This is a genomic window from Xylophilus sp. GOD-11R, assembly GCF_033546935.1.
Lineage (GTDB): Bacteria > Pseudomonadota > Gammaproteobacteria > Burkholderiales > Burkholderiaceae_C > Xylophilus.
In genome coordinates this window covers 3,175,313-3,196,221 of the sequence record NZ_CP137854.1, presented here as the reverse complement: position 1 = coordinate 3,196,221, position 20,909 = coordinate 3,175,313, and the positions used below count along the sequence as shown (strand labels likewise).

19 protein-coding genes and 1 tRNA gene are annotated in these 20,909 nt (G+C 69.1%); 8 read left to right on the top strand and 12 right to left on the bottom strand.

Features of this window, described 5'->3' with window-relative positions; translation table 11 throughout:
- The first annotated feature begins 4 nt into the window (after window positions 1–4).
- The 3 genes from kdpC to R9X41_RS14885 are packed head-to-tail and all read left to right on the top strand — an operon-like array spanning window position 5 to window position 1,614.
- Window positions 5–577: a potassium-transporting ATPase subunit KdpC gene (gene kdpC / locus R9X41_RS14895; RefSeq protein ID WP_318631222.1), complete on the top strand. Its 573-nt coding sequence runs from the start codon at window positions 5–7 to the stop codon at window positions 575–577.
- Window position 578: 1 nt separating this feature from the next.
- Entirely contained in the window at window positions 579–899 is a 321-nt protein-coding gene (locus R9X41_RS14890; RefSeq protein ID WP_318631221.1) for a hypothetical protein, read from the top strand.
- Between the two features lie 16 nt (window positions 900–915).
- Window positions 916–1,614, top strand: a complete 699-nt coding sequence (locus R9X41_RS14885; protein ID WP_318631220.1) for a response regulator — start codon at window positions 916–918, stop codon at window positions 1,612–1,614.
- Here the strand turns inward: R9X41_RS14885 and R9X41_RS14880 are convergent.
- Window positions 1,611–4,322 (bottom strand): DUF4118 domain-containing protein, encoded by a 2,712-nt coding sequence (locus R9X41_RS14880; protein ID WP_318631219.1) that lies wholly within the window; start codon window positions 4,320–4,322, stop codon window positions 1,611–1,613. The genes R9X41_RS14885 and R9X41_RS14880 overlap by 4 nt on opposite strands.
- 165 nt (window positions 4,323–4,487) lie before the next feature.
- Between R9X41_RS14880 and corA the strand changes: the two genes are divergently transcribed.
- Both corA and R9X41_RS14870 read left to right on the top strand, forming a co-directional pair.
- Window positions 4,488–5,468: a magnesium/cobalt transporter CorA gene (gene corA / locus R9X41_RS14875; RefSeq protein WP_318631218.1), complete on the top strand. Its 981-nt coding sequence runs from the start codon at window positions 4,488–4,490 to the stop codon at window positions 5,466–5,468.
- A 77-nt stretch (window positions 5,469–5,545) separates the two neighbouring features.
- A tRNA-OTHER gene (locus R9X41_RS14870) sits at window positions 5,546–5,649 on the top strand.
- 54 nt (window positions 5,650–5,703) lie between these two features.
- Here R9X41_RS14870 and R9X41_RS14865 read toward each other — a convergent pair.
- Both R9X41_RS14865 and R9X41_RS14860 read right to left on the bottom strand, forming a co-directional pair.
- Window positions 5,704–6,492, bottom strand: coding sequence for an SDR family NAD(P)-dependent oxidoreductase (locus R9X41_RS14865; protein WP_318631217.1), 789 nt, complete (start codon window positions 6,490–6,492; stop codon window positions 5,704–5,706).
- Window positions 6,493–6,676: 184 nt separating this feature from the next.
- Window positions 6,677–8,698 carry a PhoX family protein gene (locus R9X41_RS14860; RefSeq protein WP_318631216.1) on the bottom strand — a complete coding sequence of 674 codons (2,022 nt, stop codon included), beginning with the start codon at window positions 8,696–8,698 and terminating at the stop codon, window positions 6,677–6,679.
- A gap of 251 nt (window positions 8,699–8,949) precedes the next feature.
- Here R9X41_RS14860 and R9X41_RS14855 point away from each other — a divergent pair, with 251 nt between their 5' ends.
- Both R9X41_RS14855 and R9X41_RS14850 read left to right on the top strand, forming a co-directional pair.
- On the top strand, window positions 8,950–10,797 hold the full coding sequence (locus tag R9X41_RS14855; protein WP_318631215.1) for a putative bifunctional diguanylate cyclase/phosphodiesterase: 1,848 nt from the start codon (window positions 8,950–8,952) through the stop codon (window positions 10,795–10,797).
- Between the two features lie 125 nt (window positions 10,798–10,922).
- Complete coding sequence (locus tag R9X41_RS14850) at window positions 10,923–12,167, top strand: DUF2252 family protein (protein WP_318631214.1); 1,245 nt, start codon at window positions 10,923–10,925, stop codon at window positions 12,165–12,167.
- Between the two features lie 9 nt (window positions 12,168–12,176).
- On the opposite strand, the gene R9X41_RS14845 is transcribed toward R9X41_RS14850, so the two are convergent.
- From R9X41_RS14845 to R9X41_RS14835, 3 genes are all read right to left on the bottom strand, one after another.
- Window positions 12,177–13,340 (bottom strand): PAS domain-containing sensor histidine kinase, encoded by a 1,164-nt coding sequence (locus R9X41_RS14845; protein ID WP_318631213.1) that lies wholly within the window; start codon window positions 13,338–13,340, stop codon window positions 12,177–12,179.
- Entirely contained in the window at window positions 13,337–14,146 is an 810-nt protein-coding gene (locus tag R9X41_RS14840; protein ID WP_318631212.1) for an alpha/beta fold hydrolase, read from the bottom strand. Before R9X41_RS14840 ends, R9X41_RS14845 begins: the two co-directional genes overlap by 4 nt.
- Before the next feature lie 117 nt (window positions 14,147–14,263).
- Window positions 14,264–14,815, bottom strand: a complete 552-nt coding sequence (locus tag R9X41_RS14835) for a DUF2141 domain-containing protein (protein ID WP_318631211.1) — start codon at window positions 14,813–14,815, stop codon at window positions 14,264–14,266.
- A gap of 157 nt (window positions 14,816–14,972) precedes the next feature.
- Between R9X41_RS14835 and R9X41_RS14830 the strand changes: the two genes are divergently transcribed.
- Complete coding sequence (locus R9X41_RS14830) at window positions 14,973–15,293, top strand: substrate-binding domain-containing protein (protein ID WP_318631210.1); 321 nt, start codon at window positions 14,973–14,975, stop codon at window positions 15,291–15,293.
- Between the two features lie 29 nt (window positions 15,294–15,322).
- Here the strand turns inward: R9X41_RS14830 and R9X41_RS14825 are convergent, their stop codons facing one another.
- From R9X41_RS14825 to R9X41_RS14800, 6 genes are read right to left on the bottom strand one after another with little or no spacing between them, the layout of a single operon-like run.
- Complete coding sequence (locus R9X41_RS14825) at window positions 15,323–16,210, bottom strand: MaoC/PaaZ C-terminal domain-containing protein (RefSeq protein ID WP_318631209.1); 888 nt, start codon at window positions 16,208–16,210, stop codon at window positions 15,323–15,325.
- A gap of 2 nt (window positions 16,211–16,212) precedes the next feature.
- Window positions 16,213–17,496: an ABC transporter substrate-binding protein gene (locus R9X41_RS14820; RefSeq protein ID WP_318631208.1), complete on the bottom strand. Its 1,284-nt coding sequence runs from the start codon at window positions 17,494–17,496 to the stop codon at window positions 16,213–16,215.
- A complete protein-coding gene (locus tag R9X41_RS14815) occupies window positions 17,493–18,221 on the bottom strand; it encodes an ABC transporter ATP-binding protein (RefSeq protein WP_318631207.1) in 729 nt (242 codons plus the stop codon). The genes R9X41_RS14820 and R9X41_RS14815 overlap by 4 nt, the downstream gene beginning before the upstream one ends.
- Complete coding sequence (locus tag R9X41_RS14810) at window positions 18,214–18,942, bottom strand: ABC transporter ATP-binding protein (protein WP_318631206.1); 729 nt, start codon at window positions 18,940–18,942, stop codon at window positions 18,214–18,216. The genes R9X41_RS14815 and R9X41_RS14810 overlap by 8 nt, the downstream gene beginning before the upstream one ends.
- A complete protein-coding gene (locus R9X41_RS14805; RefSeq protein WP_318631205.1) occupies window positions 18,942–19,985 on the bottom strand; it encodes a branched-chain amino acid ABC transporter permease in 1,044 nt (347 codons plus the stop codon). The genes R9X41_RS14810 and R9X41_RS14805 overlap by 1 nt, the downstream gene beginning before the upstream one ends.
- Complete coding sequence (locus R9X41_RS14800) at window positions 19,982–20,866, bottom strand: branched-chain amino acid ABC transporter permease (RefSeq protein WP_318631204.1); 885 nt, start codon at window positions 20,864–20,866, stop codon at window positions 19,982–19,984. Before R9X41_RS14800 ends, R9X41_RS14805 begins: the two co-directional genes overlap by 4 nt.
- Between the last annotated feature and the right edge of the window lie 43 nt (window positions 20,867–20,909).

Below are 20,909 nucleotides of genomic sequence, written 5' to 3'. Positions count from 1 at the left end.
CGCCATGACTTCCATCGTTCGTCCCACCCTGGTGCTGTTCACCGCACTCACCGTGCTGGCCGGCGCGGTCTATCCGCTGGCCGTGACCGGCGCGGCGCAGGCGCTGTTTCCCGAGAAGGCCCGGGGCAGCCTGGTCGTGCGCGACGGCAAGACCGTCGGCTCCGCGCTCATCGGCCAGGCCTTCGCCGACCCCGGGCACTTCTGGGGCCGGCCGTCTGCCACCGCGCCCATGGCCTACAACGCCCAGGCCTCCAGCGGCTCTAATCAGGGGCCGCTGAATCCTGCGCTGGCCGACGCGGTCAAGGCCCGGGTCGCGGCGCTGCGGGCGGCCGACCCGGGCAACGTTGCGCCGGTGCCGGTGGACCTGGTGACCGCCTCGGCCAGCGGGCTCGATCCGCACATCAGCCCGGCGGCGGCCGCCTACCAGGCGGAGCGGGTCGCGCGGGCGCGCCGACTGCCGCCGCAGACGGTGCGCCGGCTGGTCGAGCGGCACACCGAGCGTCCGGTCATGGGCTGGTTCGGCGAGGCACGGGTGAACGTGCTGGCGCTCAATCTTTCGCTGGAGGCTGCGAAATAACATGGCCTACGCCGCCTATCCCCACGCCGCCGCTTCCCGTCGATCGACCTGTGCCACGCCTTTCGTGGTGATCGACGTGCTCGCCGAGACCCACGACGCCGCGGAAGTGCGCCACGCGGTCAGCGACTGCGCCGACGCCGGCGTGCTGCGCTGCATTCCGCTGCAGTCCGGCGGCCGGGTGCGGCTGCAGATACGATGCCCGGCGTGCGAAGTCGCACATTTGATGCACGAGGTGATGACCCGGACGATCGCCGCCGAGTTCGGCCGCACGGCGACCTGGGCCGATCACCTGGCGTCCTACCAGCAGAGCCGTCACGGCTGAAGGAAAAGACCAGGTCATGCAGGGATCCGTCGCGGTGGTCATCGAGGACGAGGCGCATATCCGCCAGTTCGTCTGCGCGGCACTCGAGCACGAGGGCTGGAAGGTCTGGCCGGCCGACTCGGTGCAGCGCGGCACGGTGGAGGCCGGCACCCGGCAGCCGCAGCTGATCCTGCTCGACCTGGGCCTGCCCGACGGCGACGGCACCGAGGTCATCCGCTCGGTGCGCAGCTGGTCGGACGTGCCGATCATCGTGCTGTCGGCACGCTCGGACGAGGACATGAAGATCCGCGCGCTCGACGCCGGCGCCGACGATTACCTCACCAAGCCCTTCGGCGTGGGCGAGCTGATGGCGCGGGTGCGCGCCAGCCAGCGCAAGCACCGCGGCGCCGGCGCATCGGCCGAGGCGGCAGACACGCCGGTGCGCTTCGGCACGGTGGAAGTCGACCGGGCCGCCCGGCTGGTGCGCAAGGCCGGCCAGGAAGTGCACCTCACGCCCCGCGAATGGAACCTGCTGGCCACGCTGCTGGCGCATGCCGGCCGGGTGATGACGCACCGGCAGCTGCTGCTGGCGGTGTGGGGGCCGGCGGCGGTGGAGCAGAGCCACTACACCCGCATCTACATGGGCAACCTGCGGCGCAAGCTCGAAGACGACCCGGCGCAGCCGCGTTTTCTGCTGACGGAGAACGCGGTGGGGTACCGGCTGGTGCTGGGCTAGTCGACCGCCGGCGCCGGCCGGCGCGGCAGCGTGATGGTGAAGACCGCGCCACCGCCCTCGGCATCGGCCGCGCCTGTCGTGCCGCCGTGAGCCGCAACCACCTCGCGGCAGATTGCCAGCCCCAGCCCGACGCCGGGCGTGCCCGACTCGAACTCGCCCCGGATGAACATGCCGAACAGGTCTTGCGTCGAGCCCGCCGGAAGCCCCGGGCCGTGGTCGCGTACCTGGAGCTCCAGCGTGTCGTCGCCGGCGCGCGCCGATACGACGATGGGCGGCGCGCCGTACTTGGCGGCGTTTTCCAGCAGGTTGACCAGCACCCGCTCCATCAGGCCGGCGTCGAACTCCACCAGCGGCAGATCGGCCGGGATGTCGGTGCGCACCGCCACCCCCACCAGCGCCGGCGCGGCCGAAGCCAGCGCCGCGCCGACCACTTCCTCCACCGACTGCCACTCCGAGCGCAGCGTGATCGCGCCGCTCTGCAGCCGCGCCATGTCGAGCAGGTTGATGACCAGGCCCTGCATCTGGCGGGCGGTCGCCACCAAGCCCGACAGGAGCTGCTCGCGCGATGGTGCGGATAGGGAGGCGCCGGCCGACTGCAGCGTCTCGGCCTGGCCGACCAGCGCGGTCAGCGGCGTGCGGATGTCGTGCGACATGGCCGCCAGCAAGGTGTTGCGCAGGCGCTCGGATTCCATCTGCACGACGGCCTGCCGGGCGATGTCGACGTAGTGCACCCGCTCCAGCGCGATGGCGATCTGCCGGGTGAGCGTCTGCAGCAGTTGCTGCTGGCCGGGAATCAGCAGCCAGCGGGCGTGTTCCGGTCGGCAGGCCAGCACGCCGCGGATGCGCATGGGCGCGGCCAGCGGCAGGTAGTGCCAGGCGTGGGCCGACAGGGTGGCGGTGGTCAGGCCCGCGGGCTGGCCGTTGCGGTAGACCCAGTCGGCAACGCTGGCGTCCACGCCTTCGGGCAGGGCCGCGCTGGCGGGCAGCCGGTCGTGCTCGTCGGCCACCACCACATGCGCCTGGCCGCCGAAATTGCGCCGCACGGCCGCTTCGCCGATCTCGGCGATCTGCTCGGGCAGCAAGGCGGCCGACAGCTCGCGCGACAGCTCGAAAAGGTTTTGCGTGCGCGCCTCCCGGCTGGCGGCGATGCGCGCCTGAAAACGCAGCCGCGCGGTGAGCTGGCCGATCAGCAGGCCCACGCCGAGCATCACTGCGAAGGTGACCAGGTACTGCACGTCGGTCACGCCGAAGGACAGGCGTGGCGGCACGAAGAAGAAGTCGAAGGCCAGCACGTTGAGCAGGGCGGCCAGGGCTGCCGGTCCGCGTCCGAAGCGGAAGGCGATCAGCACCACGCCCAGCAGGAACAGCATGACGATGTTGGCCAGCTCGAAGGCGCCGCTGAACGGATGCAGCGTCAGCACCAGCGCGACGCTGACGGCGGCCGACCAGACGAAGCCCGGCCAGCGCCGCTGGTGGGCGGTGGGCAGTTCGTCGGGCGGCAGCGGCGTGGCGCCGAGGCGGCGGGTGCTGGCGGCGGCGGGCACTTCCCAGAAGTCGAGCGCCGGGGCGAGGCCAGCGAGCCGCGAGCGCAGCGGCGGCCGGGCCAGGCGCGACCACCAGGCCGACCAGCCGGTGCGCGGGGCGGCCCGGCCCATCACCAGGGTCGAGAACCCGTGCTGCGTCGCATGTTGGGCCAGGGCCTGCGCCACCTCCGGGCCGGTCAGCACGGCCGTGCTGGCGCCCAGCTCCTCCGCCAGTTTCAGCACCGCCAGGGTGCGGTCGCGCTCGGCGGCGGGCAGGCGCTGCAGGCGCGGTGTTTCTACATAAACCGCCGACCAGCGCTGGTTGCGCAGGCCGGCCAGCCGCGCGGCGGCGCGCACGGCCTGCTCAGCGCCGGGCCGGGGGCCGACGCAGCACAGCACGGTGTCGGCCTCGGTAGCGGGCGCGTCGCGTGGCGTTTCGATGCGCCAGTGCAGCCGGTCGTCGCCCACCCGTTCGGCGGTGCGCCGCAGGGCGATCTCACGCAGCGCGATGAGGTTGCCCTTGCGAAAGAAGTTCTGGGCCGCGCGCTCGGCCTGCTGCGGCAGGTAGACCTTGCCGGCCTGCAGGCGGGCGACCAGCTCGTCGGGCGTGACGTCGATCAGCACCAGTTCGTCGGCGCTGTCGAAGACGGTGTCGGGCACGGTCTCGTGTACCCGGATGCCGGTGATGGCGCCGACCGTGCCGTTGAGGCTTTCGAGATGCTGCACGTTGAGCGCGGTCCACACGTCGATGCCGGCATCGCGCAGTTCCTGCACGTCCTGCCAGCGTTTGTCGTGGCGTGCGCCGGGGGCGTTGGTGTGCGCGAGTTCGTCGACCAGGAGCGTGGCGGGACGCCGGGCCAGCGCGGCGTCGAGATCGAACTCGGGCAGGATGCGGTCGCGGTAGGGCAGTTGCTGCGGCGGCAGGGTCTCCAGGCCGGCGGTGAGCTCGGCGGTGTCGGCGCGGCCGTGGGTTTCGACCACGCCGATGACGACGTCGCGGCCGGCGGCTTTTTCGCGCTGCGCGGCGCCGAGCATGGCGAAGGTCTTGCCCACACCGGCGTTGGCGCCGAAGTAGATGCGCAGCTTGCCGCGGCGGGCACGTTCGTCGTCGCGGCGCAACTGCAGCACGAGCGCATCGGGGTCGGGCCGCGTCGGCAGGGCGCCGGTTCCGGGGTGGGGCAGCATGGTGGTGGTGTTGAAAAAATCGGCAGTTTTCGTGGCGGCCGGCCGATGTGCGGCCGATGCGTGATGCTCAGGAACCGTATCGACCTGCATTTTTCGCCAGGATGGGCCGCGCTTTCATAAAGAATCCATAAAAGCGGCCGCAGCAGGCCGCAGCCAAGGAAACAGATGAACCTGGAAAAAGCCACGGTCAATTGCTCGGTCTACCGCGCGGGGCTGAAGAAACGCAGCGTGGAGATCAACGAGATCAGCGACGCGCTCGACGAAGACCACACCTTCGTCTGGCTCGGGCTGGTGGAGCCCGACCGCGAACTCATGGTGAAGGTGCAGCAGGAATTCGGCCTGCACGACCTGGCGGTGGAAGACGCCGAAAACGCCCACCAGCCGCCCAAGATCGAGGAATACGGCGACCACTTGTTCGTGATCCTGCGCACCGTGCGGCTGGAGGGCGAGCACATCCGCCACGGCGAGACCCATGTGTTCGTCGGCCCGCGATTCGTGGTGACCGTGCGGCACGGCGATGCCGACGGCTACGCGGCGGTGCGCGAGCGCGCCGAGTCGCGCCAGGACAAGCTCGCCCACGGCCCGGGATTCGTGCTCTACCTGCTGATCGACTTCATCGTCGACCACTACCAGCCGTGCATCGACGCCCTGCAGACACGCTTCACCCGCATCGAGAAGGATCTTTTCAAGGGGGTGCCGCCAGCGTCGAACCTGGAGGATTTCTATCACCTGAAGAACGAGCTGATGAAGCTGCACGCGGCCGCGTTCCCCATCACCGACATCTGCAACCAGCTGCTGCGCTTCCACGGCGACATCATTCCGAAGGAAAGCCGCATCTATTACCGCGACATCCTCGACCACGTGGCGCGGGTCACCCAGACCGCCGACCGGCTGCAGCAAACCATCGATTCGGCGATGCAGGTGGCCCTGGCGCAGATCACGATCCACCAGAACGAGATCGTGAAGAAGCTTGCCGGCTGGGGCGCGATATTGGCGCTGCCCACCATGGTGTTCAGCCTCTACGGCATGAACTTCAAGTACATGCCGGAGCTGGAGTGGCGCTGGGGCTATCCGACGGCGGTGGCGGTCACGTTGGGCTGCGGCGTGTTCCTGTACCGGCGCCTGCGAAAGGCAGGATGGCTCTAACGCGGCAGCCGCGATGGTGCGACGGTTGTCGACGGGGTCGGACACGCGGGCGACACGAACGCTTCCTGGAATCGCCGGGCTGCGTGCCCGAGAGTTCAAAGGTATGGACGTTGAATGATCCGCCGTGATGCGTCGATGGTCAGGACGGCGGATCTCCCGGGTTCGAATCCCGGCGCAGTCGAATGAAGGCCACGGGCTCGCGCCGGTGGCCTTTCTCGTTTGCGGGGTCCGGGCCTCAGATGATGGTGTCGACCACGCCGCCGTCCACGCGCAGGGCGGCGCCGGTGGTGGCCGAGGCCTGTTCCGAGGACACGTAGACGATCATGTTGGCGACCTCTTCGACGGTAGCGGCGCGCTGGATGATGGACGAGCCGCGGTGCGCATTCACGAAGTCGGCCGCGACCTTCTCCAGGCTTTCGCCGGTGCGCTGCACTTCTTCCTTGAGCATGTCGGCCACGCCTTCGGACAGCGTCGGCCCCGGCAGCACCGAGTTGACCGTGACGCCGGTGCCGGCGAGCCGCTTGGCCAGCCCGCGCGACACCGCCAGCTGGGCGGTCTTGCTGAAGCCGTAATGGACCATGTCCGACGGAATGTTGACGCCCGACTCCGACGAGATGAACACGATGCGGCCCCAGCCGCGCTCTGCCATGCCCGGGGCGTAGAGCCGCGACAGGCGCACGCCGGACATCACGTTGGTCTGGAAGAAACGATCCCACTCGCTGTCGGGCGTGTCGAAGAAATCCTGCGGCTGGAAGATGCCCAGGTTGTTGATCAGGATGTCGAACGACGGATGCGCGACGAAGAGCCGGTCGGCGTCGGCGGCGTCGGCGAGGTCGCCGGTGAAGCCGACGGCGCGCCGGCCGTCGTCGCCCAGGCGGGCGATGGCTTCGTCGACGCGGGCCTGGCTGCGGCCGTTGATGACGACTTCGGCGCCGGCCTGCAGGAAGGCACGGGCGGCAGCGAAGCCGATGCCGCTGGTGGAGCCGGTGACGAGCACGCGGCGTTGGTCGAAGGTGATGTTCATGAAAGCGGCTTTCGGTGATCGGATGGAATGGTCGCGATGCTAGGGCGACAGGCGCGAATCGATAACCCCGCCGTGCGGTAAATCAGTGTTGCCCGCGCGGAAAAAGAAAAACGCCCGATGGATGGCATCGGGCGTTCTTCGGTGCGGACACCGGCTGCGGCAGCCGATGCCGTGCACGGACGCGTCAGGCCTTCTTGGCGCCGGTCGAGTACTGCGTCTGTGCGGCGGTCAGGTAGCCGACCGAGGCGCCGAAGCGGTCCTTGTAGTTGGCCTTGACCAGCGGGTCGAGCGTGGCGCGCACCACCGAGTGGATGCTGCCCCAGTCACCGGCGTGCTGGAAGTTGCTCATGATGTAGGTCCAGCCGTTGATCTCGTCGACCGCGTGCAGGCCGGTCGATTCGCCGCCGGCGGGAATCGACATGACGCGCGAGAGCTTCCTGGTGTCGACGTTGTAGGCCCACAGGAAGTTGTTCACGTGCTGGCCGCTGTCCTCGCCGATGAAGAGCGTGCGCATCTTCTCGGAGAACTTCAGGTTGTCCGGATTGCCGATCTTGTTGGGGTCGGCGGTGTTGCCCAGGGCGTCGGCGGCGATGTCCGCGCCCATCAGCAGGGCCTTGGTCTGGCTCGGCACCCACTGGCCGAAGATGGCCGCGCCGGTGCTGTCGACCTGGCCGCCGGCCAGGTCGTGGGCCATGACGCCGCCGGCGCCGAGCTTCGCTGCCAGCGCCACGCCGGAGCCGGCGGTCCAGCCCTTGCCGCCGGAGACCATCGAGTCCTGGATGTTCTGCAGGGCCGAGTAGGCGACCTTGTCCCGGATGTTGACGGTGGTGCCTTCCATCTTGGTGAAGGCCATGCTGCCGCCTGCGAGGTTGGCGTAGCGGTGGGTTTCCAGGAAGGCGGCGGCTTTTTCCATGCCGGGCTTGAGCCTGACCCAGTTGGCCTTGCCATCGCAGTACATCAGCGTGTAGGTGCTGTCGATGGTGCCGGCCGGGGTGAGCGGGCTGGCGTCGTTGGAGCCGTTCTGCACCGCGTAGACCACGTCCATGATGTCGGTGGGCGCCAGCGTGTTGGCCAGGGCTTCGATCTCGGCGCTGGTGGCGTGGCCGAGCTTGATCCAGGTGATCTTGTTGGCGGCGGCGGCCGGGTCGATCGAGTAGCCGGTGTACTTGGCGACATACAGGGTGCCGGCCGACAGGTCGCGCTCGGCGTCGGCGATGAACATGAAGAAGCCGCCGTTGGTGTAGTCGTCACCCATGATGACGGTACGGTTGTCCGGCATCACCTGCACCAGCTCGTGCGAGATGCGGCCCATGCAGTAGTGCTTCCTGCAACTGCCGGTGCCGTCGGGGTTGACGGTGATCTCGGGCATGTGGCCGTAGTGGTAGGCCTTGGCCGTGGTCTCGTTGCCGAACACGTTGCGGCTGTAGGCCTTGAACATGGTGCTGCTGGCGGCCACGAACGCGTCGGGTTCGTACTCCTCGCTGGAGAGGTGGGTGTTCCAGGGCGACAGGCTGGCGCCGCAGGTGATCCACAGGCCGTGGGCGGCCGAGGTGTCGACGTTGTGGTACTTCACCAGGGTCAGCTTGCCGGTGGTCTGGTCCTGGTCGAGCGTCAGCACGGCGATCGGCGAGGGCAGGGTGCCGTAGGTGCTGTTGCCGGCGAGGTCGCGGGTGGTGTATTCGAACTGCACCACGGCGAAGACCGCCTTGCCCTTGATGCCGGTGACGGTGGGGTTGGGCAGGCTCAGCAGCGAGGTGCCGTCCGGCGAGTCCGAGAAGAACTGGCGGCTCTGGCCGGCCACCGAGCTGTCGATGATCGGCTGGCCTGCGGCGTTGACGTAGCCACCGGCGAGGATGGTGCCGCCGGCGCCGTCGGGCACCAGGTCGCCGGTCATGAAGAAGGGCTGATAGGCGAGGGCGAAGTCGACGGCGGTGCCGTTGTCGTAGCTGATGCGCAGGGTGGAGCCGACGGTGGTGGTGGCCATGGCGGCAGGCGTGGCCAGGGTGGGGGCGGCCATGGGCATGAACTCGGCGGTCTGGAAGTTGGCGGCGACCACCGGGGCCGGCGCGGGCGCGGCGACGACCGGGTCGTTGCCGTCGCCGCAGCCGGTCAGGAAGGACACAGCACCCAGCGGGAGCATGGGGGCGGCGCCGAACATGCGCAGGGCGTCGCGACGGGTGGGCTTGGGAGCGGAATTCTGGTTCATGGCTTCATCGTTGGGAGAAATCTGTCTGCACCGCCACATGTCGGCCAAGTGCATGAACTTCATATCCTCGATACAAACGATGACGGTCATATGAAAGCCCAATGAAAGCGCGGGCCGCTGACACATGACCACGGGTTCGTGCACCGCCGGGTATGTCACAAATGAGGCCGCCATGTGCATTAAGTCGCCGATCGGCCGCCTGATGGCGGCCCGGTCAGGTTCGCGTAGGCTGCCGCGCTGGATAAACACGCATGGCTGCCTTATCCCCAACCCGTCAACTCGCCCCGGCCGGCGGCGCGTTGCTCGCCCGCCCTGCCGCGATGCCGTCTCCCCTGCGCGAGGCTGAACGGCTGGCCGCTTTGCGCGCCCGTCGGCTGCTCGACACCCCTGCCTCCGAATCCTTCGACCGCATTACCCGGCTGGCGAGCCGGGTGTTCCACACCTCAATCGCGCTGGTGACCTTCATGGACGTCGACCGCCTCTGGTTCAAGTCCCGTGTCGGGGTCGACGCGACCGAGACCGAGCGCTCCACCGCCATCTGCGACTACACGATCCGTGGACGTGGCGTACTGGTGGTGGAAGACCTGGCGCAGGACCGGCGCTTCGCCGACAGCCCCATGCTGGCGGCCGGCTACCGGTTCTACGCCGGCGCTCCCTTGCTGACCCGTTCCGGCCATGCGCTGGGAACCCTGTGCATCCTGGACCGCGAGGCCCGGCGCTTCGGCCCCGACGACCGTCGCCAGCTCGCCGATCTCGCCGCGATGGCCATGTCCCAGGTCGACCTGCACCAGGGACTGGGCCGGACCGACGAGGTCACCGGCCTGCCCAACCGCACCCAGCTGGTCTGCGACCTGGAAGACCTGTGCGCGCTGACGCCCGGCGAGCACCGGACCTTCGTGCTCGTGGAGGCCTACAGCCAGCAGCAGCTGCAGCAGGCCCAGCGGGTCGTGGGCGCGAAGCCGCTGGAGGCGGTGGTGCGGGACTTCGCGGCCCAGCTCGCCGAATGGGTCGGCGACCAGGCCACGCTCTACAAGGTCAATGAAGCTCGTTTCGGCTTCATGCTGGCCGGCGACGAACCGGCGCTGCTGCAGGCGCAGGTGGCGCAGCTGGTCGAGCATGTGCAGCGGCCCTTGCGCGGAGGCCGCAGCCAGATCGACATGGACCAGTCGCCGGTGGTGGGCATCGCCGCGTTCCAGCTGTCGCCCGAGAGCGCTGGCGACGTGATCCGCCGCGCGGCTTCTGCCTTGCACCAGGCCCAGCAGACCGATCGCGCTTTCGCCTGGTTCGCCGAGCAGACCGATGCGAGCGGGCGCCGCGCCTTCGCGCTGCTGCAGGACATTCCGTGCGGCCTGGCCGAAGGGGAGTTCCGCCTGGTCTACCAGCCCAAGATGGACCTGCGCTCGCGCCAGTACAAGGGCGTGGAAGCGCTGATCCGCTGGAACCACCCCCGGCTGGGCGCGTTGTCGCCGGCCGAGTTCATTCCCCTGGTGGAAAGCAGCCGCCTGATCCATCCGGTGACCGAATGGGTCATGCATACCGCGCTCGCGCAGCTCGCCGAATGGACGAGCCAGGGACTGAACCTGACCATGGCGGTCAACGTGTCGGCCAAGAACCTCGAGCATCCGGACTTCGTGAAGATCGTGCGCAATGCTTGCGACCTGCACCAGATCGTGCCCTCGCAGCTGCACATCGAATGCACCGAGAACGCCGCCCTCGACAGCGCGCAGACGCTGCGCACGCTCAACGCGATCCGGGCGCTGGGCGTGCAGGTGTCGCTCGACGACTTCGGCATCGGCTACTGCAACTTTTCCTGCCTGCACAGCCTGCCGGCGGAACTGCTCAAGCTCGACCAGTCGCTGATCAAGCCGATCGCGACCGATCCGCGCTCCTGGGAACTGCTCAAGTCGATCATCCGGTTCGGCCAGGCGCTTGGCTACCGGCTGCTGGCCGAAGGGGTAGAGACGGCCGAGGTCTTCGACATGCTCGAATCCTCGGGCTGCGACGCGGTGCAGGGCTATTACCTCAGCCGGCCCCTGGAGGCGGCGGCCATCCCGCCCTTCGTGTCGCGCCACCTGGAACTCTTCACCCTCGATGCCTGAGCCGGCCCGGCCGCGCGTGGCCCCGGGCGGCCTCGTCCCGAGGCCGGACGTCCTGACCGCCTACGTGCCGCGCCCGGGCGGGCGCCTAACGTTCCGATAAAACCACTACAACATCGGACGACCCCTTGACCTCCCACGCCCGCCGCCTGCCGCCCGCGCCCGACCTTCGCCAGGCCGTGCTGCTCAAAGCCAAGAATCTCAAGATGGCCACCTCGGCCCATGCTTACGTGCGCGGCAATACGCTGCGCTTCTACGAATGGCTGGAGAACGCCGGCCATTCGCTGCCCGAGGGCCCGCCGATCTGGATCTGCGGCGACTGCCACGTCGGCAACCTGGGGCCGCTGGCCAATACCCGGGGCAAGGCGCGGGTGCGCATCCGCGACTTCGACCAGACGGTGCTGGGCAACCCCGCCCACGACCTGGTGCGGCTGGCGCTGTCGCTGTCGATGGCCGCACGCAGCTCCGACCTGCCGGGCGTGGTCACCGCACGCATGGTCGAGCAGGTGGCCGAGGGCTACGAGTCGGCCTTCGGTCCACCCGACGATATCCAGGAGAACCTGCGTCCCGACGCGGTGCAGGTCGCCCTCAAGAGCGCCCAGCAGCGCACCTGGCGGCATCTGGCGCAGGAGCGCACCGAGGGCAAGACGGTGGCGATTCCCTTGGGCAAGCGCTTCTGGCCGGTATCGGAGAAGGAGCGCACGGCGATCCACGCCTTGTTCGACGAATGCACGGTCGCCGCATTGCTCGGCCGCCTGGAACGGCGCGAGTCCGACGGGCCGGTGCGGGTGCTCGACGTCGCCTACTGGATGAAGGGCTGCAGCTCGCTCGGCAACCTGCGCTATGCGGTACTGCTGGACGTGGGCGGGCGCGCCTCCACCGGCAAGGACCTCTGCCTGATCGACCTGAAGGAAGCGGTGAAGGCCGCGGCGCCGCGCGCGGCCTCCAGCGGCCAGCCCCGGGACAACGCGCTGCGGGTGCTGGAAGGCGCCCGCCATCTTTCGCCGCACCTCGGCAGCCGCATGGCCGGCGCCCACGTGCTGGGCCGGGCGGTGGTGCTGCGCGAGCTGCTGCCGCAAGACCTGAAGCTGGAGCTGGCCCAGGTCGACCAGCGCGAGGCGATGCGCGCGGCGCGCTTTCTGGCACACGTCGTCGGCCGCGCGCATGCGCGCCAGATGAGCGTGGACGACCGCCAGCGCTGGAAGGCCGAGCTCGCCAGCGGCCGCAAGGCCGCCAGCCTCGATGCGCCGGCCTGGCTGTGGAACAGCACGGTCGACCTGATCGCCTCGCACGAGCGCGGCTACCTGGAGCATTGCCGGCGGTACGCGCTGGAGACCTTCGCGGCCGAAGAGGTGGCCGAATTATTGACCTGAGGCGGCCGACTAGCGAGCCGGATCGCCGGCCGCAGCGCGGGGAAACCTCGCCGTGAAGGCGGTGCCGAACTCCGCCGACGACGACACCGCCATCGAGCCGCCGTGCGACTTCACGATCGCATCGACGATGTAGAGCCCCAGGCCCACGCTGCTCGCCTCCCCCGCGTGCTCCTCGCCGCGCACCAGCGGCTGGAAGAGCCGGGGCAGCAGCTCGGCGGGGATCGGCCGGCCGATGTTGTGCACGCTGATCGCGAAGTGCCCGGCTTCCACCTCGGAGCTCAGCATGATCGGCGTGCCCGGCTCGCCGTAGGCCGCGGCGTTGGCGACCAGGTTGCCGATCAGCTGGGTGAGCCGGTCGAGATCGCCGAGCACCTCGCCAGCGCCGCTGGTCACGTGCCGGAACTGACGCTGCGGAAAGACCGTGCCCAGCTCGTCGATCGCTTCGGCGACCATCGCGTGCAAATCCATTGGCAGGCGATGCGCCACCAGCCCGGAGCCGAGCCGCGCCTGGGTGAAGTCCAGCAGGTCGGCGATGAGGCGGTTGGTGCGGTTGGCCGAGCGGCTGATGCGGTCGAGGATGCGCTGCTGCTGCTCGTTGGGCTTGCTGCGGGCCAGCGCCACCACGCCGAGCTGGATCGCCGACAGCGGATTGCGCAGGTCGTGGCTGACGATGCCCACCAGTTGCTCGGCGTAGGCGGCGCGGTCCAGGGCTTCTTCCGACAGCTTCTTCTCGGTGTCCACCAGCAGCTGCAGCCGCTTCTGCGCACCGATCAGTTCGCGCTCGTAGCGGTCGCGGTCGCGGGCCACGAAGAGGGCGATTTCGTGCACGAAGCCGCCCTCGCGTTCGCGTCGCACCGCGTTCATCACCACCGGAATGTCCGGACCTTGGGCGCACAGCAGGTCGATCTTCACCTCGGAGATGGATCCCTGCATCTGCAGCAGCGGCATCCAGTGGGTCTGGTGGAAGATGCGGCCGCCCATGGTGAACAGGTCCTGCAGTCGCCGCAGGCCGACCAGCTCGGCCGGCTCGCGTCCCACCCATTCGCAGAACAGCCGGTTGACGCGCAGGAACGTGCCCCGGCCGTCGGTGCGCACCAGGCCGCAGGGCACCTCGTCGAACGGGTCCGGCGTGGTCGTGGCCTTGTGGGCCGAGGGCGGGTCGGGGAGTGTCAAAGCGCGTTGGCCGCCAGGAACTCGTCGATCGCCTCGGCGCAGGCGCCCGGCTGGCTGAGGTGGGGGCAGTGGCCCACGTTCTCGACAATGCGCAAGGTGGCGCGCGGCATGACCGCCTGCATGTAGCGGCCCACGTCCATGGGGGCGATCAGGTCGTCGTCGGACTGCAGGATGAGCGTGGGCGTCTGCAGCAGCTGCAGGTCGGCGCGGTGATCCGCGTGGAAGGTCACCCGTGCGAAATGCTTGGCGATTTCCGGGTTGGTCCGGCAGAAGCTGTTGGCGAGTTCCACGCCGAGCGCGGGCTGTTCGGGCGAGCCCATGATGACCGGCGCCATGGTGCTGGACCAGCCGAGGTAGTTGCTCTCCAGCGTGGTCAGCAGCGACTCGATGTCTTCGCGCCGGAAGCCGCCCACGTAGCCGGTGGCGGGGTCGTCGATATAGCAGGGCGAGGGACCGACCATCGCGTGCGCCGCGAAAAGCCCGGGATGGGCGTTGTCGGCCAGCACGCCGATCATGCCCGAGACCGAGTGGCTCACCAGGATGGCCGGGCCGTGGCCGAACTCGCGCACCACCTCCGCCAGGTCGGCGGCGTAACCCCGCAGGCTGGCGTATTTGGTCTTGTCGAACGCGGCCTCGTCCGAGAGGCCGGAGCCGACCAGGTCGAACAGCACGATGCGGTAGCGGTCGGCATAGGCGGGAGCGAGCAGGCGCCACATGTTCTGGTCGCAGCCGAAGCCATGGGCGAAGAAGATGGTGGAAGCGCCAAGGCCCGACACGTGGACGTTGTTGCGTTCTTTCACGCTCATGGAGATGGATCCGGTGGTGCGCGGCGTCTCGGGGTTGGACGCGGCAGGTGGCATTGTTGCATTCGCCGTCGATGGACAGGGTCCATCGCAGCGACGGTGCCGACGCGCCGCCGGGCGCTATCGAAGGCGGATCGTGGTCGCCTTCGTCTCGCCGTCCAGCCGCACCTGCGCCGCCTCGAATTTGGGCGGACCCATCAGGCCCATGGCGTCGTTGGAGAAACCATAGCGCTCGGTCGGCATGCCGACGAAGTTGGTGTCGAGCTTGCCATTGCCGTTTTCGTCGGCGAAGACGGTGAAGGCATAAAGGCCGGCGCTCAGCCCGGTGAAGGTGACGACGGTGGGGTTGCCGGTGATGGGCGCGATCTGCGATTTGGTCGGCTTGTTCGCTGCCATGGTCTCGGCGCTGTCGAACAGGGCGACATACATCTGGCCAGCGGCGGGCGAGGGGTTGTCGATGGTCAGTTGCAGGTCCGCGGCGGCGACAGGCGTCGCGGCGACCAAGGGGAAAAGAATCGTCAGCAGGGCGAGCGGTTTCAGGTGCATCGGCTGATTCTCGCCTGCGTCGGCACGGCTGCCGCCCGGGCGGCCTGAGCGGGACCGACGATCCACTGGGCGCAGCCGCGCAAGAAGATCACCTTCGCCTGGAGCCAGTCCGGTTATTGCCGTCACCGATTCCGGTGGCGATCGAGCGCGGGTACTTCGAAAAGAACGGCCTGGAGGTCGAGTCGCTCACCCGAACCTGTTCCTGATCGAGAAGCGCAACCCGGGCGCGTTCCAGGAGATCGGCAACAGCGGCACCGGCGAATACGCGCAGAAGCTCTGCTGCGTGATCGGCGCGCGCGGCGAACTGGTGCGCAACGACAAGCCCACCGCCACCACCGTGGTGCGCGCCTTGGCGCAGGCCCCGGACTTGACGGCCGAGAACCCGCGCGAGACTTCGCGCATCTACGCCAAGCATTCCAAGGTGAGCGTGGACGAGCTGGCGCCGCTGCACCAAAGCACCAACTTCGCCCGTCACCCCGCCGGCCGCGACCTGCGCGACGAGGTGGAGTTCTTCGCCCGCGACTTCCAGTCGGCCGGCATCCTGAAGAAGAGCACCGACCCGGTGAAGTTCGCCAACCACGTCACGCTCGACGTGCTGGCCTGAGGGCGGGCGGCTGCCGCCAATGGCCTGCCTCAGGCCGTGGCGGCCCGTTCTCGCGGATCGGCCAGTTCGGCCAGTCCCCGGTCCAGCACGGTGACCCCGCGTGCGGGCACGGTGCAACGAAAGCGCACGGTGGCGCCGTCGCCAGTCCAGAGCTCGGTGCGCAGCACGTCGCCGGGGTAAACCGGCGCCGAGAAGCGCACGTCGAAACGGCGCAGCCGGTCGGGGTCGGCGCCGTCGGCCATGCGCAGCAGCGCATAGGCGGCGATGCCGTAGCTGCACAGACCGTGCAGGATCGGCCGGTCGAAACCCGCCTGGCGCGCCACCGCCGGATCGGCATGCAGCGGGTTGTCGTCGCCGCTGAGCCGGTAGATGAGCGCGGCCTGCGGCGGTATCGCAAAGTCCAGATGGCGGTCGGGCGGGCTGTCGGGCAGCGGTGGAGGGCTGGACGGGCCGGTGGCCGGGCCGCCGAAGCCGCCGTCGGCCCGGCTGATGGCGTTGGAGGTGAGCGAGCACAGCAGCTCGCCGCTGTCGGTGTCGAGCAGGTCGCGCCGGGTGTGCACATGGGCGCCACGGCCGGCCCCCTTGTCGACGATCTCCTCGATGACCGTGCGGCCGGTGACCCGGCCCGACACCGGCAGCGGCCGGTGGATGCGCAGGCCCTGTTCGCCGTGCACCACCGACTGCCAGGCGATGCCGGTGTCGGCCTCGCGCTGCCAGAAGCCGCCGTAGCCGAGCACCACGGCCATGGTGGGCAGCAGGCGCAGGCCGTCTTCGTACACATAGTCGAGCTGGGCGCGATCCATCGGGTCGTGGCCCAGCCCCAGGCCCAGTGCGTACAGGATGCAGTCGCGCGGTCCGTAGGCCTGCACCACGTCGGCGAAACGGCGCGAGCGCAGCCGTTGGTAGTCGATCGGCATGGCTAGATGGCGGCGCGCTTGCCCCAGGTCGGCAGCGGCATGGCGGTGGGCTTGGCCAGGCCGAAAGGCTCGGGCGCGATGGTGACGATCTTGCGGGCGCGCCACTGGTCGTAGGTGGGGAACGCGCGGGTGTTGCTCTGCGTTTGCGGATCGAACTTCACGCCCCAGCCGACGATGGTGGAGCCGGGCGGCAGGTCGAGCGCCAGCGCGGCCTCGCGGATTTTTTCGACATCCATGGAGCCGGCCGCCGGCAGGATCTTCTTGAGCAGCAGGTACATGGCGGTAAAGCCCATGCCGGTATGCGCGGACGGCGCGCGGCCGTCGAACTTTTTGCGATGTTCCTCGTGGAAGCGTTTGAAGAGCGCGGCGGACTCGGGTGTGAGCCCGGCCGGGTTGATGTTGACCGAGGTGCCGGCGTTGAACACGCCGTTGACGTCGTCCATCAGCGCCTCGGCGTATTCGCCGACGTTGTGGCCGCCGCCGTTGCCGATCACCGCCTTGAAGTTCAGGCCGGCCTCGCGCGACTGGCGGGCAAAGAGGATGCAGTCGGGCGTGTACTGGCAAGCGACCAGCACGTCGGGCTGGATCGACTTGTAGCGTTGCACCATCGAAGACATGTCGGTGGTCTTGTAGCTGTAGCTGGTGGCGTCGATGACGTTGACGCTGGCCTTGGCGAACCAGCTCTTGGCGCCCTCGGCGATGGCGCTGCCGTTGGACGAGTCTTCGGTGAGCAGAGCGACCTTCATCCTGGGCAGTTCCAGGCCGCAGCCCGGCGCGATGGTCTCGGTGACGAAGCGCGCGGCGCCCGCGCCCAGCGTGGTGGCCGGGTAGATCATGCGGAAGAGGTACTTGAAGCCGCGCTTGGTGACCTCGTCGGCCACTGCGCCCTGTTCCAGGTAGATGACCTTGTTGCGCTCGGCCACCTGGCTGGCGGGGATGGAAATGGAACTCGCGTACGAGCCGACGATCACCTTCACCCGGTCCTTGCTGATGAGCCGGTTGGCCTGCGAAACCGCTTCGGTGCTGCTGGGCACGTCGGCCACTGCGAATTCCGCCGGCGCGCCGAACACGCCGCCTTCGGCATTGGCCCACTCCAGCGCCAGCTGAAACCCCCGATAGACGTCGTTGCCGAGCGTAGCCAGCGGCCCCGACAGCGGCAGCAGCACGCCGATCTTCACCGGCGTGCCGCCCTGCGCCCGCGCGGCGGGCGCGGTGGTGGCGGCGGCCAGACCGCCACCGGCCGCCACGGTGAAAGTGCGGCGAGAAATACCCTGGTCCTGCTTCATGCGAATGTCTCCGTCTGGTGGTCGAGGCCGAGGTAGATGCGCTGCACCTCGGGGTTCTGGGATAGCTCGGCACCGGTGCCGCTCAGGGCGGCGTGCCCGTGCTGGATGACGTAGGCGCGGTCGGCCAGGGCCAGCGCCCGGCCGACGTTCTGTTCGACGATGAGCAGGGTGACGCCGGTGTCGCGGATCGCGCGGATCGCGTCGTAGACCTTGTCCACCGCGATCGGCGCCAGACCGAGCGACACCTCGTCGAGCATCAGCAGTTCGGGCATGGCGACCAGGCCGCGCGCAATGGCGCACATCTGCTGCTGGCCGCCCGAAAGCGTGCCGCCGAGTTGCAGCGCGCGTTCCTGCAGGATGGGAAACAGCCGGTGCACGTAGTCGAGCCGTTCGGCCAGATGCGGCCGGGCCCGCTTCGAATAGGCGCCCAGTTCCAGGTTGCGCCGCACCGTCATGCGCTGGAACAGGCGCCGGCCTTCGGGCACCAGCACTACGCCACGTTCGACGATGGCGGCGGTGGGCTGGCCGCCGATGTCGGCACCGTCGAAGCGGACGCTGCCGCGCGTGGGCCGCAGCAGGCCGGCGATGGTGCGCAACAGCGTGGTCTTGCCGACGCCGTTGGAGCCGACGATGGCCACCACCTCCCCGCGCCGCACCTGCATGTTCATGCCGAACAGCACCTGGGTGTCGCCGTAGCCGGCATCGAGGTCGCGGATCTCAAGCATGCCGCACCTCCGGCGCCGGGTCGCCCAGGTAGGCCCGCACCACGGCGGGGTCGCGCATCACGTCGCGCGGCGCGCCGTCGGCGATCTTGCGGCCGGTGTCCATCACCACCAGGCGGTCGCAAATGCCCATGACCGCCTCCATGTTGTGCTCGACGAAAAGCACGGTGGTGCCCTCGTCGCGCAGGCTGCGTATGAGTTCGAGCATGGTGCCCACCTCCGATGAGTTGAGTCCGGCCAGCACCTCGTCGAGCAGCAGCATTCGCGGGTCGGTGGCGAGCGCGCGGCCCACCTCCAACCGCTTTTTTTCGGCGGTGGTGAGCGACGGCGTGGGCAGGTCGAGGCGCTGGCCCAGGCCGACCCGGCGCGCGACGGCGGCCGCGGCCTCGCGTGCCTCGTCGACCCGGCTGCGGCGCAGCAGCGCGCCGGTCGTGACGGTCTCGAGCACGGTCATCGAGGCGAAGGTCTGCGGAATCTGGAAGGTGCGCGCCAGGCCCTGCCGGCAGATGCCGGCCGAGCTCATGCCGGCGAGCGGGCGGCCTTCGAAGAGGATGTCGCCGGCGTCGGGCGGCAACGCGCCGGCCACCAGGCTGAACAGCGTGGTCTTGCCCGCGCCGTTGGGGCCGATCAGGCCGAGGATCTCGCCGCGCGTCACGGCGAAGTCGACCGCGTCGACCGCCACCAGGCCGCCGAAGCGCTTGGTCAGTTGCCTTACCTGCAGCATCAGCGGCCTCCGGTTCCGGTGCCGGCGGCCAGCCGGGCTTCGGCCGCGGCGGCACGCCGTCTGCCCTGCGACATTTGCGCCCGCAGGCTGCGCACGCCGCCCAGCAGGCCTTGCGGCAGCAGCACCACGATCACCACCAGCAGCAGCCCGTAAACGACCAGGTGCGTGCCCGAGGCCGAGTCGCCGAAAGCCTCCACCAGAAACTCGCGAAAGGGCAGGGCGATGGCCGCGCCCAGCACCGGGCCGGCCAGGGTGCCCACGCCGCCCAGGATGCTCATCAGCGCCAGGTCGACCGAGAAGCCGATGGTGAATACCGTGCCGGGCTCGATGTACATCACGTACTGCGCCATGAGCGTGCCGCCGACCGCGCTGAAGGCGGCGCTGACCAGCAACGCCAGCAGCTTGTAGCGACGTACCGGCACGCCCGACGCATCGGCCGCGTCCTCGTTGTCGCGGATCGCGCGCAGATAGAAACCGGTGAAGCTGCGCGACAGCAGAAAGGCCGCCACCAGCACCGCCGCCAGGTAGCCGCCGGCCAGCCACACGTAGCTGGCGCGGTCGGAGAACACCATGCGCGCCAGGCCCGGCTTGAAGTCGATGCTCAGGCCGTAAGGCAACTCGACGAACTTGCGTGAGTAGATGAGCAGGATGCGCACCGTCTCGGAAAAAGCCAGCGTGGCCATCGCAAAGAAGACACCGCGCATGCGGAAGGTGGGAAAGGCGATCAGCACCGCCAGCACCATGCTGAAGGCCGCGCCCGCCAGCATGCCCAGCCAGGGGCTGACGCCCGCGTAGTTGAGCAGCACCGTCGAGGTGTACGCACCGATGCCGAAGAAGGCGGTGTGCCCCAGCGAGAACTGCCCGGCCATGCCGCCGACGATGTTCCAGGCCGAGGCCAGACCGGCGTAGAGCAGGGTCAGCACCAGCAGGTTGAGGTAGTAGTCGTTGCTCGGCACCAGCGCACCGCCCACCACCACGGCGGCGAGCAGGGCGGTCCAGGCGGCGTCGCTGCGGTGCAGCACCAGGTAGCGGGACATGATCATCTGAGGGCCTCCTTCTCCGCACCCTTCACACCGAACAGCCCGTGCGGACGCAGCGCCAGCAGCAGGATCAGCAGCACGAAATGCGTGGCCTCCTTCAGGTCGGGGCTGAAGAAGCCGGTGATCGACTCCACCACCCCCAGCACCAGCCCGCCGATGACCGTGCCCGGCACGCTGGCGAGCCCGCCCAGCACCACCACCACGAAGGCGACCAGCACGAAGAAGGTGCCGACCGAGGGGAAGGCGTAGAAGCTCGGCACCAGCACCGCGCCGGCCACGCCGGTCAGGCCGATGCCCAGGCCGAAGGTGATCAGGAAGATGCGGCCGGGGTCGATGCCCATCAGGCGGGCCGCCGAGATGTCCTGCGAGATCGCCTCGATCGCCCGGCCCAGGAAGGTGGCCCGCATGAACAGCACCACCGCCGCCAGGATCGCGATGGCGAAGCAGAAGGCCACCAGCCGGTTGGCGCTGACCGTGATGCCCAGCAGTTCCACCGACTCGGCGCCGGCCGGCATTACCTGCACCGTGCGGTAGTCGCCACCCCACAGCAGCAGCGCCAGGTTCTGCAGCGCGATGCCCAGGCCGAGCGTGGCGAAGACCTGCGTCATCTCCGGCTTGTAGATGGTGAAGCGCATCAGGCACCAATAGAACAGCAGGCCCAGCACGAAGAAAGCCGCGCCCACCAGCGGCGCGCCGAAGTAGGGGTTGATTCCGGTGCCGCGCATCAGCCAGTAGCCGGCGTACATGCCCAGCATGAGGAACTCGCCGTGCGCGAAATTGACCACCTTCGCCACGCCGAAGATGAGGTTGAGCCCGAGCGCGCAGAGGGCATACACGCCGCCGAGCAGCACGCCCGAGACGATGAGTTGAAAGAAGTCGTGCATGAGGGGGCGTTGTGTCTGTCGACCGGCCACGGGTTTCGCCGCA

Bases quoted from the DNA above. Each gene is read 5' to 3' on its own strand.
- R9X41_RS14860 (WP_318631216.1), bottom strand. From the start codon at position 8,698: ATGAACCAGAATTCCGCTCCCAAGCCCACCCGTCGCGACGCCCTGCGC.
- R9X41_RS14825 (WP_318631209.1), bottom strand. From the start codon at position 16,210: ATGCCGATCGACTACCAACGGCTGCGCTCGCGCCGTTTCGCCGACGTG.
- R9X41_RS14815 (WP_318631207.1), bottom strand. From the start codon at position 18,221: ATGCTTGAGATCCGCGACCTCGATGCCGGCTACGGCGACACCCAGGTG.
- R9X41_RS14885 (WP_318631220.1), top strand. From the start codon at position 916: ATGCAGGGATCCGTCGCGGTGGTCATCGAGGACGAGGCGCATATCCGC.
- R9X41_RS14820 (WP_318631208.1), bottom strand. From the start codon at position 17,496: ATGAAGCAGGACCAGGGTATTTCTCGCCGCACTTTCACCGTGGCGGCC.
- R9X41_RS14805 (WP_318631205.1), bottom strand. From the start codon at position 19,985: ATGATCATGTCCCGCTACCTGGTGCTGCACCGCAGCGACGCCGCCTGG.
- R9X41_RS14880 (WP_318631219.1), bottom strand. From the start codon at position 4,322: ATGCTGCCCCACCCCGGAACCGGCGCCCTGCCGACGCGGCCCGACCCC.
- R9X41_RS14800 (WP_318631204.1), bottom strand. From the start codon at position 20,866: ATGCACGACTTCTTTCAACTCATCGTCTCGGGCGTGCTGCTCGGCGGC.
- R9X41_RS14865 (WP_318631217.1), bottom strand. From the start codon at position 6,492: ATGAACATCACCTTCGACCAACGCCGCGTGCTCGTCACCGGCTCCACC.
- R9X41_RS14810 (WP_318631206.1), bottom strand. From the start codon at position 18,942: ATGCTGCAGGTAAGGCAACTGACCAAGCGCTTCGGCGGCCTGGTGGCG.
- R9X41_RS14840 (WP_318631212.1), bottom strand. From the start codon at position 14,146: ATGAGCGTGAAAGAACGCAACAACGTCCACGTGTCGGGCCTTGGCGCT.
- R9X41_RS14855 (WP_318631215.1), top strand. From the start codon at position 8,950: ATGGCTGCCTTATCCCCAACCCGTCAACTCGCCCCGGCCGGCGGCGCG.
- R9X41_RS14890 (WP_318631221.1), top strand. From the start codon at position 579: ATGGCCTACGCCGCCTATCCCCACGCCGCCGCTTCCCGTCGATCGACC.
- kdpC (WP_318631222.1), top strand. From the start codon at position 5: ATGACTTCCATCGTTCGTCCCACCCTGGTGCTGTTCACCGCACTCACC.
- corA (WP_318631218.1), top strand. From the start codon at position 4,488: ATGAACCTGGAAAAAGCCACGGTCAATTGCTCGGTCTACCGCGCGGGG.